Origin of the sequence: Streptomyces sp. NPDC017225 (genome assembly GCF_044331465.1) — a bacterium.
In the GTDB taxonomy this organism is placed as follows: domain Bacteria; phylum Actinomycetota; class Actinomycetes; order Streptomycetales; family Streptomycetaceae; genus Streptomyces.
Map to the genome: position 1 here is coordinate 506,715 of NZ_JBIRNE010000001.1, position 12,414 is coordinate 519,128.

Annotated in this window: 13 protein-coding genes and 1 riboswitch; of the genes, 9 read left to right on the plus strand and 4 right to left on the minus strand. The window is 72.4% G+C overall.

Going from position 1 to position 12,414, the window contains the following annotated elements:
* Positions 1–188: 188 nt before the first annotated feature.
* Together ACH4NX_RS02195 and ACH4NX_RS02200 are read left to right on the plus strand one after the other, a co-directional pair.
* Entirely contained in the window at positions 189–860 is a 672-nt protein-coding gene (locus ACH4NX_RS02195; protein ID WP_398127371.1) for a lytic polysaccharide monooxygenase, read from the plus strand.
* 128 nt (positions 861–988) lie between these two features.
* On the plus strand, positions 989–2,686 hold the full coding sequence (locus ACH4NX_RS02200; protein ID WP_398127503.1) for a hypothetical protein: 1,698 nt from the start codon (positions 989–991) through the stop codon (positions 2,684–2,686).
* Positions 2,687–2,720: 34 nt separating this feature from the next.
* Here the strand turns inward: ACH4NX_RS02200 and ACH4NX_RS02205 are convergent, their stop codons facing one another.
* Positions 2,721–3,296 carry a TerD family protein gene (locus ACH4NX_RS02205; protein ID WP_351400740.1) on the minus strand — a complete coding sequence of 192 codons (576 nt, stop codon included), beginning with the start codon at positions 3,294–3,296 and terminating at the stop codon, positions 2,721–2,723.
* Positions 3,297–3,418: 122 nt separating this feature from the next.
* Here ACH4NX_RS02205 and ACH4NX_RS02210 point away from each other — a divergent pair, with 122 nt between their 5' ends.
* The 6 genes from ACH4NX_RS02210 (at position 3,419) to ACH4NX_RS02235 (ending at position 9,269) form a co-directional block, all read left to right on the plus strand.
* Complete coding sequence (locus ACH4NX_RS02210; RefSeq protein WP_398127372.1) at positions 3,419–3,802, plus strand: BlaI/MecI/CopY family transcriptional regulator; 384 nt, start codon at positions 3,419–3,421, stop codon at positions 3,800–3,802.
* A gap of 6 nt (positions 3,803–3,808) precedes the next feature.
* Positions 3,809–4,741, plus strand: a complete 933-nt coding sequence (locus ACH4NX_RS02215; RefSeq protein WP_351400742.1) for a M56 family metallopeptidase — start codon at positions 3,809–3,811, stop codon at positions 4,739–4,741.
* A 464-nt stretch (positions 4,742–5,205) separates the two neighbouring features.
* Positions 5,206–5,880 (plus strand): fasciclin domain-containing protein, encoded by a 675-nt coding sequence (locus ACH4NX_RS02220; protein WP_398127373.1) that lies wholly within the window; start codon positions 5,206–5,208, stop codon positions 5,878–5,880.
* A 69-nt stretch (positions 5,881–5,949) separates the two neighbouring features.
* Positions 5,950–6,136: riboswitch (cobalamin riboswitch) on the plus strand.
* Positions 6,137–6,196: 60 nt separating this feature from the next.
* Positions 6,197–7,285 (plus strand): ABC transporter substrate-binding protein, encoded by a 1,089-nt coding sequence (locus ACH4NX_RS02225; RefSeq protein WP_398127374.1) that lies wholly within the window; start codon positions 6,197–6,199, stop codon positions 7,283–7,285.
* A gap of 170 nt (positions 7,286–7,455) precedes the next feature.
* Positions 7,456–8,484 carry a FecCD family ABC transporter permease gene (locus ACH4NX_RS02230; protein WP_398127504.1) on the plus strand — a complete coding sequence of 343 codons (1,029 nt, stop codon included), beginning with the start codon at positions 7,456–7,458 and terminating at the stop codon, positions 8,482–8,484.
* Positions 8,481–9,269, plus strand: coding sequence for an ABC transporter ATP-binding protein (locus ACH4NX_RS02235; protein ID WP_351400744.1), 789 nt, complete (start codon positions 8,481–8,483; stop codon positions 9,267–9,269). The genes ACH4NX_RS02230 and ACH4NX_RS02235 overlap by 4 nt, the downstream gene beginning before the upstream one ends.
* 201 nt (positions 9,270–9,470) lie before the next feature.
* Here the strand turns inward: ACH4NX_RS02235 and ACH4NX_RS02240 are convergent, their stop codons facing one another.
* From ACH4NX_RS02240 to ACH4NX_RS02250, 3 genes are all read right to left on the minus strand, one after another.
* Entirely contained in the window at positions 9,471–9,923 is a 453-nt protein-coding gene (locus ACH4NX_RS02240; RefSeq protein ID WP_351400745.1) for an NAD(P)H-dependent oxidoreductase, read from the minus strand.
* Positions 9,924–10,097: 174 nt separating this feature from the next.
* Positions 10,098–10,853: an anti-sigma factor domain-containing protein gene (locus ACH4NX_RS02245; RefSeq protein WP_398127375.1), complete on the minus strand. Its 756-nt coding sequence runs from the start codon at positions 10,851–10,853 to the stop codon at positions 10,098–10,100.
* Positions 10,850–11,434, minus strand: a complete 585-nt coding sequence (locus ACH4NX_RS02250) for a sigma-70 family RNA polymerase sigma factor (RefSeq protein ID WP_351400747.1) — start codon at positions 11,432–11,434, stop codon at positions 10,850–10,852. Before ACH4NX_RS02250 ends, ACH4NX_RS02245 begins: the two co-directional genes overlap by 4 nt.
* A gap of 238 nt (positions 11,435–11,672) precedes the next feature.
* On the opposite strand from ACH4NX_RS02250, the gene ACH4NX_RS02255 reads away from it, so the two are divergent.
* Positions 11,673–12,200 carry a copper chaperone PCu(A)C gene (locus tag ACH4NX_RS02255; protein WP_398127376.1) on the plus strand — a complete coding sequence of 176 codons (528 nt, stop codon included), beginning with the start codon at positions 11,673–11,675 and terminating at the stop codon, positions 12,198–12,200.
* Positions 12,201–12,414 lie beyond the last annotated feature (214 nt).

Below are 12,414 nucleotides of genomic sequence, written 5' to 3' on the forward strand. Positions count from 1 at the left end.
CGCCCACCCGTCCCCCGGGGGGCGACCGCATCGAACCCGCCACCGCCGGACGGCATCTGGCGCGTTTCCACTATTGCCATTCCGTTTCCCCGGGCGCAGCCTGGTCAACGAAAGGGCTCTGGGAGCGCTCCCACTGGTGCTTTCGATCCCGATTCCATCACAGTCCCCCCACGCGAGAGAAGGGCGTCATGACTTGTCATGATCACATCAAAAAAGGTCGACGCGCGTCGACCGTGGCCCTCGGCACCCTGACCGCGGCCCTGCTCACCCTGATCCCCTGGAGCGGCACCGCCGTCGCCCACGGCTCGGTCGTCGACCCGGCCTCCCGCAACTACGGCTGCTGGCAGCGCTGGGGCGACGACTTCCAGAACCCCGCGATGGCCCAGGAAGACCCCATGTGCTGGCAGGCGTGGCAGGACAACCCCAACGCCATGTGGAACTGGAACGGCCTGTACCGCAACGGCTCCGCCGGCAACTTCGAGGCCGTCGTCCCGGACGGCCAGCTGTGCAGCGGCGGCCGGACCGAGGGTGGACGCTACAACTCCCTGGACACCGTGGGCGCCTGGCAGACCACGGACATCACCGACAACTTCACCGTCAAGCTGTACGACCAGGCCAGCCACGGCGCCGACTACTTCAAGGTGTACGTCACCCGGCAGGGCTTCGACCCCGCCACACAGCCCATGGGCTGGGACGACCTCCAGCTGGTCGAGACCACGGGCGGCTACGCGCCCAGTCAGAACTACGAGATCCCGGTGAGCACCTCGGGCCTGAGCGGCCGGCACGTCGTCTACACGGTCTGGCAGGCGTCGCACATGGACCAGACGTACTTCCTGTGCAGCGACGTCGACTTCGGCTGATCCGCGCCATCCCTGCCCCCGCCCCCGCCGGGCGCGCCGCGTCCGGCGGGGACACCGGTCGGGGTGACCGCGGCGCGAAGTCCTTCGCGGTCGCCCCGGCGTGCGGTATACGTCCCCTCATGGACGTCATGGACCCCACGGACTACTACGACCTCGGCACCCATGGCCGGACGGTGACGACCTCGTCCCCCGTGGCCCAGCGGTGGTTCGACCGCGGGCTGGTGTGGACGTACGCCTTCCACCACGAGGAGGCCGTCGCCTGTTTCGAGGCCGCCGCGGCGGCCGACCCGGACTGTGCCATGGCCCACTGGGGCATCGCCTACGCCCTCGGCCCGAACTACAACAAGCCGTGGGAGGCCTTCGACGCCGAGGAGCTGAGGCGGTCCGTCGACCGCACCCACGCCGCCGTCGAACTCGCCCACGAGAAGGCGGCCCGGGCCACCCCGGTCGAACGCGCCCTGATCGGCGCACTGCGCGCCCGTTACCCGCAGGCGCGCGCCGTCGAGGACTGCTCGGTGTGGAACGCGCCGTACGCCGAGAGCATGCGCGCCGTCCACGAACTCGCCCCCGACGACCTGGACGTCGCCGCGCTCCACGCCGACGCGCTGCTGAACCTGACGCCCTGGCGGCTCTGGGACCTGCGCACGGGGCTGCCCGCCGAAGGCGCTCGCACCCTCGAGGCCAAGGACGTCCTCGACCGGGCCCTGGCCGCCGAAGGCGGACGCGACCATCCCGGCGTCCTGCACCTCTACGTCCACCTGATGGAGATGTCCGCCACCCCCGAGGCGGCCCTCACCGTCGCCGACCGGCTGCGGGGCCTGGTCCCCGACGCCGGGCACCTCAACCACATGCCGTCGCACCTCGAAGTGCTGTGCGGCGACTACCGGCGCGTGGTGTCGGACAACAGTGCCGCGATCGCCGCCGACGAGAAGTACCGCGTGCGGGCCGGGGCGATGAACTTCTACACCCTCTACCGCTCGCACAACCACCACTTCAGGATCTACGGCGCGATGTTCCTCGGCCAGTACGAGGTCGCGCTGGACGCCGCCGCGCGACTGGAGGAGTCCGTCCCCGAGGAACTGCTGCGTGTCGAGAGCCCGCCGATGGCCGACTGGCTGGAGGGCTTCCTGGCCATGCGGGTGCACGTACTGATCCGGTTCGGCCGCTGGGCCGACATCCTCCGGCTGCCGCTGCCCGCCGACCCGAGCCTGTACCGCGTGACGACCGCGATGCTCCACTACGCCCGCGGGGTCGCCCTCTCGGCCACCGGCGAGGTCACCGAGGCGGAGGCCGAACGCGCCCTGTTCCGTGAGGCGGTCGCCCGGGTGCCCGGCACGCGCACCCTGTTCAACAACACCTGCGCGGACATCCTCGCCATCGCGTCGGCCATGCTCGACGGCGAACTGGAGTACCGCAAGGGCGACCACGCCGCCGCCTTCGCCGCCCTGGAGCGGTCGGTCGAACTGGACGACAACCTCCCGTACGACGAGCCGTGGGGCTGGATGCAGCCCACCCGGCACGCCTACGGCGCCCTGCTCCTGGAACAGGGCCGGCTCGCGGAGGCCGAGGCGGTCTACCGGGCCGACCTGGGTCTCGACGACACCCTGCCCCGCCCCTTGCGGCATCCCGACAACGTCTGGGCCCTGCACGGACTCCACGAGTGCCTGACGCGCCTGGGCAAGGACGGGGAGGCGCGTATCGTGTCCCAGCGGCTGAAGCTCGCCGCCGCGCTGGCGGACGTACCGGTCGAGGCCTCCTGTTTCTGCCGCCTGGGCACCGCACCGGCGACCGGCGGTCCGGGTGGCTGCTGCGCCACGGAACGATGACCGCCCGTGCCGGCGCGGTCCGCCCCGGTTCGGCTCAGACGTTGACGCCGAAGTCCGCGGCGATGCCCGACAGGCCGGAGGCGTATCCCTGTCCGACCGCCCGGAACTTCCACTCGGCTCCGTGCCGGTACAGCTCGCCGAAGACCATCGCGGTCTCGGTCGACGCGTCCTCGGACAGGTCGTAGCGGGCGAGTTCCTGGTGGCCCGCCTGGTTGACGACCCGGATGAAGGCGTTGCGGACCTGGCCGAAGCTCTGCCCGCGGTTCTCCGCGTCGTGGATGGAGACCGGGAAGACGATCCGGTCGACCTCGGCGGGGACGGTGGCGAGGTCCACCTTGACCGTCTCGTCGTCGCCCTCGCCCTCGCCGGTGAGGTTGTCACCGGTGTGCTCGACCGAGCCGTCCGGGCTGGTCAGGTTGTTGTAGAAGACGAAGTGCCCGTCCGAGAGCACCTTCCCCGAGGCGTCGAGGAGCAGCGCGGAGGCGTCGAGGTCGTAGTCGGTGCCGGTCGTGGTGCGCACGTCCCAGCCCAGACCGACCAGAACGGCGGTCAGGCCGGGCGCCTCCTTGCTGAGCGAGACGTTGCCGCCCTTGGCCAGGGAAACTCCCACTGCGTTCTCCTTCGTAGCATCCGCTGATCATGTCCACCGTTCAATCTACAGCACTGTAGAAGTATGGCTTCTATAGGATGGCGTCCCATCAGGCGTACAGCGGCGGAAGGAGGCGGGCTGTGATGGATCACCGGCGTCCGCGGCGGCGGGGGCAGGGCGAGCTGGAGGCGCTGGTGCTGTCGGCGCTGCGCGAGGCGGACGGCCCCGCGACGGCCGGCTGGGTGCAGGAGCGCCTGGGCGGCGGCCTCGCCTACACCACGGTGATCACGATCCTGACCCGATTGCTGGACAAGGGCGCGGTCACCCGCGAGCGCGCGGGCCGGTCCTTCGCCTGGACACCCGCCTCGGACGAGGCGGGCCTGGCCGCGCGGAAGATGCGCAAGGTCCTGGACGCCGAGAGCGACCGGGTGGCGGTGCTGGCCAGCTTCGTCACCGGCCTCGACCCGGACGACGAGCGGCTGCTGCGCGAACTGCTGGGGCACGCGGGCGATGCGGAGGACGGCTGACGCCGCATGGGCGTATTCGTCTTTCTGCCACTGGTCCTGCCGCTGACGGCGTGGCCGATCGCCCGGCTGGCCGAACAGCACCTGCACCCGCGGAGTGCGACCAGACTGCTCACCGCCGTGGCCGCCGTGATGGCCCTGTGCAGCACGGTCTGCCTCGCCCTGGTGATGGTGGTCGGCACCGCGCAGCTGCCGGGCAACCCGCTGCCCGACGGCTGGTCCGACCCAGAGGTGCGGGCTGCGGTGCCGTACGACGAGGTCGTCGGCAAGGCGGCGATTCCCGCGCTGTGCGCGGTGGTCGTGGCCTCGGTGCGGGCCCTGTGGCGGCACGGCAGGGTGCGTCGCCGCGCCCACCGCGCGCTGGCCGGACTACCGGGGACCGGGGTGGCCGTGCTGCCGGACGACGTGCCCTACGCGTACGCGCTGCCCGGCGGTCACCGGGACCGCGTGGTGGTGAGCACGGCGCTGCTCGACTGCCTCGAACCGGCCGAGCGGCGCGCGCTGTTCGCCCACGAGCGGGCCCATCTGGCCGCCCGCCACCATCGTTTCCTGCTGGCTGTCCGGCTCGCCGCTCTGGCCAACCCGTTCCTGCGGCCCCTGCGGACCGCCGTGGCCTACACGGCGGAGCGGTGGGCGGACGAGGCGGCCGCGCGGGCGGTCGGCAACCGCCGCTCGGTGGCGACCGCGATCGGCAAGGCGGCTCTGGTCTCCCGGGGCACCCCGGTCGCCACCCTCGCCGGCCTCGCGGCGCCCGGCCCGGTACCGCGCCGGGTGGCGGCCATGCTGGGCCCCGCGCCCGCGGTCCGCACCTGGCCCTCGGTGTTCACCTCGGTGGGCCTGGCGGCGTGGGCCGCGGCCGCCGGAACCGCCGTGTCGGCGATGTCGTCCGCGAACGCCGCCGTCACGATGTTCCTCATCCTCCGCGCCGCGACGCCTCTCTGAGCCATTCTGGGCGACTCTGAGGCACTCTGATTTTTCGGAGAAAGACCCAGGTCGCAGAGGTGCTCGCAGAACATCTTCACTCGATCGGGTGATCGGCCAATCCGCGGCCGGGACGGCTCCGGATTCCCCATGTGAGGGAAGAACCGAGGACATACCGACAGCGGCCCGCCGCCCGCCCGTGCTCCCGCCGGTCCACAGGCGCGGAACGGCTCGGCCCTCACACGCCCGCGCCGAGCCCCCGGTCGGACGGAGGCACTCCCGCGGCGAGCGCGGAACCTCCGAGCGTGCTCGCCGAGGCGAGAGCTGACGAAGGCACCGACCAGGGCCGGCGCGGGTCCGCCGACTGAAGACGAGCGGGGCGCGCACCCCGTCGACCGACCACCACCTGACCGCAGTCCGTACCGACGCAGGCTTCGTGCTGCCCTCTGCCGCACCTTGCTGCCCCTTTTCACCTGGGAGAATCCATGAACGCCCGTATTCGCCGCTCCGCCGTCGCCGTCGCCGCGGCCGCCATCCTGCCCCTGGCCCTGGTCGCCTGCTCCGACGACGGCGACAGCGGCTCGTCGGACTCCGCCCAGGCCGCCTCCTCGGCCCCCGCGGACGCCGGCGACCAGCCCGCCGGGGGCGGCGACGAGTCGGCCGGCGGCGACATGGCCGGCGCCGACGAGCCGTTCGGTCCGGCGTGTTCCACGGTGCCGAAGGACGGCGCCGGTTCCTTCGAGGGCATGGCCAAGGATCCGGTGGCCACGGCCGCCTCGAACAACCCGGCGCTGTCCACGCTGGTGACGGCGGTGAAGAAGGCCGGTCTGGTCGACACGCTGAACAACGCCGAGAACATCACGGTGTTCGCGCCGACCAACGACGCCTTCGCCAAGATCCCGAAGGCTGACCTGGACAAGGTCCTGAACGACAAGGCGATGCTCACCAAGGTCCTGACCTACCACGTGGTGGGCCAGAAGCTCGCGCCCAAGGACCTGGAGAACGGTTCCTTCGAGACGCTGGAGAAGTCGAAGCTGACGACGTCCGGCTCGGACGAGTCCTACACGGTCAACGACTCGGCCAAGGTCGTCTGCGGCAACGTCAAGACCGCCAACGCCAACGTCTACATCGTCGACACCGTGCTCATGCCCAAGAGCTGAAGCACGAGCGGGCGGACGGGGCCGGGGGCGGTCGGGCAGACGGCGGCCCCCGGCCCCGCGGTGACCCTGTGGTAGCTTGCGGTAGCCAGTCGAACCCACCTGGTGGGTCAGGGAATCCGGTGCGAATCCGGAGCTGACGCGCAGCGGTGAGGGGTACGGGCGGGACAAGGGCCACTGGGCGGCGCAAGCCGTCCGGGAAGGCGTCCCGTCCGGTCGATCCCGAGTCCGAAGACCTGCTGGCACCCGCGCCGCGTACGGCGTGGACCACCGTACGAACGGGCTTCGCGCATGAGCCCTCGACGCCAGAGGATCTTCCTTGCCCGCAGCACGCCCCGCCGGCTCCCGCCGTGCCTTCGGCTCCTTCCGTCCCTTCGGTTCGTTCCGCTCCCGTTCCTCGTTGCTGCTGTCCGGTGCCCTGCTGGCGTCCGGCTGCGGCTCCGGAGCGACCGCCACGGACTCCGCCGCTCCGGCCGAGGCCGCCGGCTATCCACGCTCCGTCAGTGACTGCGGGCAGAAGGTGGAGGTCACGGCGCCGCCCCGGCGGGCGGTCTCCCTCAACCAGGGCACCACGGAGATCCTGCTCTCGCTGGGACTCGCCGACCGCATGGCCGGCACCGCCACCTGGACCGACCCGGTCATGAAGGGCCTGGAGAAGGCGAACGCCGGCGTGCCCCGGCTCGCCGACGACATGCCCTCCTTCGAGACGGTCCTGGACGCCGAACCCGACTTCGTCGCCGCCTCCTTCGCCTCCACGCTCGGCCCCGGCGGAGTGGCCACGCGCGAGCAGTTCACCGAACTCGGCGTGCCGGCCTACCTGTCCCCGTCCGACTGCGCGGGCAAGGACAACAGCGGCGACGGCGACGGCGTCCGCGACGAATCCCTGACGATGGACGCAGTCTACGGCGAAGTCCGCGACCTGGCCCGGCTGTTCGACGTCGAACAGCGCGGCGACAAACTGGTCGCCGACCTGAAGGCGCGGGTCGAGAGGGCCACGTCGGGCGTCGACGCCTCCGGTGTCACCCTCATGTACTGGTTCGCCAACTCCACTTCGCCCTACATGGCGGGCTGCTGCGGCGCCCCCGGTGTCATGACCCGCGAACTCGGCGCGAGGAACGCCATGGACGACACCCGGGAGGAATGGCCGCAGGTCGGCTGGGAGACCGTAGCGGACCGCGACCCCGACGTCCTCGTCATCGGAGACCTCACCCGCAGGTCCCAGACGGCCGAGACCGCCGCGAAGAAGATCGAGTTCCTGGAGTCCGACCCCGTCACCAAGAACATGACCGCGGTCAGGAAGAAGCGGTACGTGCTGCTGAGCGGACAGGCCATGAACCCCACCATCCGCACCGTCGAGGGCGTGGAGAAGGTGGCGGCGGCACTGCGCGCGTACGGCCTCACCAAGTGACGGCCGAAAGCCAGGCGACAACCGAAAGCCAGGCGACAACCGAAAGCCAGGCAACGGCCGAAAGCCAGGTGGCCGCCAAAAGCCAGGTGACGGCCGGCAGTAGGGCGACGCCGGGCAGCCAGGTGACGCCCACGAGCCGGGCGGCCTCCGGAATCCGGGCGGCCTCCGGAATCCGCGCGGCCGGCCGCCGCTACCCGGTCTGGGCGGTGGCCGGGTTCGTCGCCCTGTGCGCCTCCGTGGCCGTCGCCGTCACCATCGGCCCCGCCGACATCGGCGTCGGCGAGGTCTGGTCCATCGTCGTCGCCCACCTCGGAGGCGGCACCCCCGCCGTGGACGTGACACCGATCCGCGACGGCATCGTCTGGGACCTGCGGCTGCCCCGGACCCTCCTCGCCGCGGTGTGCGGCGCCGGACTCGCCGTCTGCGGCGCCGTACTCCAGTCCCTGCTGCGCAACCCGCTGGCCGACCCCTTCGTGCTGGGCGTCTCCTCCGGCGCCTCGACCGGTGCCGTCCTGGTCGTCGTCCTCGGCGTGGGCGGCGGAGCGCTGTCCCTGTCGGGCGGGGCGTTCCTCGGGGCGGTCTGCTCCTTCGCGCTGGTGATGCTGCTCAGCCACAGCCTCGGCGGTACCCCGGACCGGGTGGTACTCGCGGGGGTGGCCGCGATGCAGCTGTTCTCCGCGCTCACCTCGTTCGTCGTGATGACCGCGGCCGACGCCGAGACCACTCGTGGCGTCCTGTTCTGGCTGCTCGGCTCCCTCGGCGGAGCGGGCTGGACGGACGTGTGGACCGGCACGGCGGTCCTGGTCGTGGTACTGGCCGTCTGCCTCGGGTACGCCGGGACGCTGGACGCCTTCGCGTTCGGCCAGGACGCCGCGGCCTCGCTCGGCGTCCACGTGACCCGCACCCGTCTGGTGCTGCTGTGCGCCACCGCCCTGCTCACCGCGGCCCTGGTCGCCTCGGCCGGCGCCATCGGCTTCGTCGGTCTGGTGCTGCCGCACGCCGTACGGGCGCTGACCGGCCCCGGGCACGCCCGGCTGCTGCCGGTCTGCGCGCTCGCCGGGGCGGTGTTCCTGGTGTGGGTCGACACCCTGGCCCGTACCGTCCTCGCACCCCAGGAGGTCCCGGTGGGCGTGGTGACCTCGCTGATCGGCGTGCCCGCCTTCGTGCTCGTGCTCTACCGCACCCGGGGGGCACGATGACGCTGAACGCCGAGCGGGTCTCGCGCGCCGCCGGCGGGCGGCTCATCCTGGACGGCGTGGGCCTGAGCCCCCGGCCCGGCGCCATGACCGGTCTGCTCGGCCCCAACGGCTCGGGCAAGTCCACCCTGCTGCGGCTCCTCGCCGGCGTGCTCGCCCCGGCCTCCGGCGTCGTCACCCTCGACGGCCGCCCGCTGGACCGGGTGGGCCGCCGGGAGATCGCCCGGCGCGTGGCCGTGGTCGAGCAGCAGGCGGACACGCAGGTCGAGCTGAGCGTCCGGGACGTCGTCCGGCTGGGCCGGATACCGCACCGCCGCGCCTGGACCCCCGCGTCGGAGGCCGACGAGGAGGCGGTCGCCGTCGCCCTGGAGCGCACCGGCCTGACCGGGCAGGCGGACCGGCTCTGGCACACCCTCTCCGGCGGCGAACGCCAGCGCGTCCAGATCGCCCGCGCCCTCGCCCAGCGGCCCCGCGAACTCCTGCTGGACGAACCGACCAACCACCTCGACGTCCAGCACCAGCTCGACGTGCTGACCCTGGTCGCCGCCCTGCCCGTCACCAGCGTCGTCGCCCTGCACGACCTCAACCTCGCGGCGATGTACTGCGACCACCTGGTGGTGCTGTCCGAGGGGAGGGTGGCGGCCCGCGGCGAGCCCGCGGAGGTCCTGACCGCGGACCTGGTCGCCGAGGTGTACCGGGTGCGCGCCGAGGTCACCCGCACCGGGCCGGGCGGCCGCCCGCACGTCCGGTTCCTCGGCACGCTGACAGGACGTTCCTCGGGCGGCTGACGGCCGCTTCCGGGGTGCGCGGGGCCCGGACGTCGCCGACGCCCCAGGAGCAGCGGCGTCAGCGTCCCGTCGGCGTCAGGACGTGGACCGTCAGTACCCCGTCAGGAAGGCCGGGACGCCCGGCCGGCGGTCACAGCGTGAGGGACGAGCCCCGGCGCGCCTCCCCGCGTCCGGGGCCCCTGCCTCTCCACCGGGCGGCGGTCAGTCCATCAGCCCGGCGGCGAGTGCGGCCCCCAGTTCCCAGCAGGTGTCGAGATCGGCCTTGCCGGGCTCGCCGGCCACGCTCACCGCCGGCGCCGCGCGCTGCCAGCCGAGGCCGGTCGTGACCGACTCGATGCCGCGCACCGCGCCGGTGGTGTCGCTGCCGCCGTGCACGTAGTAGCCGAAGGGGCGGCCCCGCGTCTCGTCCAGGCACGGGTAGTAGACCTGGTCGAAGAAGTGCTTCAGGGCGCCGGACATGTAGCCCAGGTTGGCCGGAGTGCCCAGCAGGTATCCGTCGGCCTCCAGCACGTCGACCGACGTCGCCGCCAGCGCCGCGCGCCTGACCACCCGTACCCCTTCGATCTCGGGTGCGTTCGCCCCGGACACGACGGCTTCCAGCATCGCCTGGCAGTTCGGCGACGGCGTGTGATGCACGATCAGCAAAGTGGCCACGGCCCCAAGCCTGCCGCCCGCCACCCGCCGACCGCAAGAAACGCCACGACCGCAGGAAACGCCACGACCGCAGGAAACGCCACCGCCGCCCGCCGCCCGGTCCGGACCGGCCCGGCGACCCCGGCGACCGCGTCGGCCCGCGCGGGCGGCGGCGCGGCCCCGGCCCCGCCCGGCTCAGGCCGGCATGTTCATCAGCGCGATCGGCGTGGTGGTCGGCTGCTTCGAACCACCCGCCGGCTCCACGGTGATGCCGACACCCACCGCGTCGTCCACGTCACCCTCCATCAGTACCGCCTGACTGCCGCGGCCGGGATCCATCAGGCCCGCCGACCGCATCGTGCCGTGGTCGTCGAACCAGAGCTGGTACACCTTGCCCTGCGACGGCTCGGCCATGCCCGAGGCCAGGAACACGGCCCGGTCGCGGCGCTCGGAGACGACCAGGGTCCCACTCGCCCCGCCGGACAGCCGTACCGTGCTCGAGGCCGCGTCGGGCGCGGCCAGCACCCCGGCCAGTTCCTCGGACCGCTGCTGCGCCAGGGCCGCCCGGTCCCCGGCGTCCTGTGCCCGTTCGTACTGCCACACCGCCGTGCCGCCGAAACCCGCAGCGGCGGCCACACAGGCGGCCAGCGCCCACCGGGCCAGGCCCCGGCCCCGGGGCACGACGCGACGCGCCCGCTCCACCGTCCCGCCGCCCGGTGGCACCTGCCGCACCGTGGTGATGCGGTGCAGCACCCGTTCCTTGAGCACACGACCGGGTGAGACCGTGGCGGCCAGACCCAGCCGGGCCGTCGCCGCGGCGAACTCCAGACTCTCCTGCTCGCAGGCGCCGCAGTCCGCGAGGTGGCGCTCGAAGGCGGCCCGCTCGTCGTCGTGCAGCGCGTGCAGGGCGTAGGCGCCCGTCAGGCTGTGCAGGTCCTCGGTGCGCGTCACGCGCTCACCCCCAGGCAGTCACGGAGCCGGATGAGACCGTCACGCAGCCGGGTCTTCACCGTGCCGAGCGGCAGCGCGAGCGCCTCGGCGACCTGCCGGTAGGTCAGGCCGCGGTAGTAGGCCAGGGTGACGGACTGGCGCTGGATCTCGGTCAGGGTCCGCAGACAGCGCCGCACCTGCTCCCGCTCCAGTCGCGTCTCCACCTGTTCGGTCACCTCGTCGTACTCGGGCGTACGGTCGAGCAGGGCGGCCCGGTGGTCGCGGGCCGCGGCGGCTTCCACCGACCGCACCCGGTCCACGGCCCGCCGGTGGGCCAGGGTGAGGATCCAGTTGACCACCGTGCCGCGCTCGGGCCGGTAGCGGGGCGCCGTGCGCCAGACCTCCACCAGCACCTCCTGCGCGACCTCCTCCGACTGCGCCTGGTCGCGCAGTACCGCCCGGGCGACTCCGAGAACGGACCCCGCCACCGCGTCGTAGACCGCGGCGAAGGAGTCCTGATCGCCCAGGGCCACCTCATGGATGAGCTTTTCCAGGTCTGGCTGGGCCGATGGATTTCTGCCGATGTGTACGGCTTCCTTCACGACGGTTTCTCCAAAACAATGCGACGAGCCGGGATGTCCCCGCGTAATCCGAGGCCACGCGGCCCGCGGATTGGTCGGGAAGCGCCCCCCCTGGCGCCTGTCCGACCGGGCAGGCCTCCCGCACGACATGCCGGAGCCTCACCCTCCCATGCCGCCCGGCCTGCCGTGTCAGCGTCTGTTTGCGCTGCGGCGCCGGGGCAACCCGGGTGCGGACACCGGACCCTGCACTGGAGGTGCCGTGGCGCTCACCCGTGGGAGAACCGCCCGTTCCGCCGCCGCCGCCGTGCTGGCCGCGGCGGCGCTGGCACTGAGCGGATGCGGCGGGGACGACAGCTTCGAGACCGAGGACTGGCACGCGCCCGGCCAGAACGCGAGCGTCGGCCCCGTCCTGATCCGCTACGCCCATGTGGCGGAGCCCAAGGGGGACCCGTGGCAACCCGGTGACGACGTGCCGGCCTACGTCTGGCTGATGAACGAGGGCGACGAGAGTGACCGGCTGGTGGGCGCGAGCAGCCCCAACGCCGAGTCGGTGAGCATCGTGAACGCGGACGGCAAGCCCCTGCCGGACGGAGTGGAACTGCCGCCGGACAAGCTCCGGCAACTGGAGCCGACCAACGACCACCTGCTGCTGCGGGACGTGCGGGAGGTCGTCCGGGGCGGTGACTTCATGAAGATCACCCTGAACTTCGAGAAGGCGGGCTCCGTCACGTTCAACATCCAGTCCCAGGTCCCCGTCTACGACTCCAGCCCTTCCCCCAGCGAGTGACCCCGCCGCCCCTCGCACGGGTCTGTATACGCCGAGGCCGGTCGCGTTATAGCCTGAGGCCGTTCGCGTTCGATCGGGATCGGAAAGACCAGGACGACAGGGAGGTGAGGTTGATGACCGCGCTCGAAGCCGCTCTTCGCGGCGCCCGGGTCTCCCTCGCGTCCCGGGCCATGGCCTGACCCAGCCGAACGCACACCCAGAAACGGAACCTCAT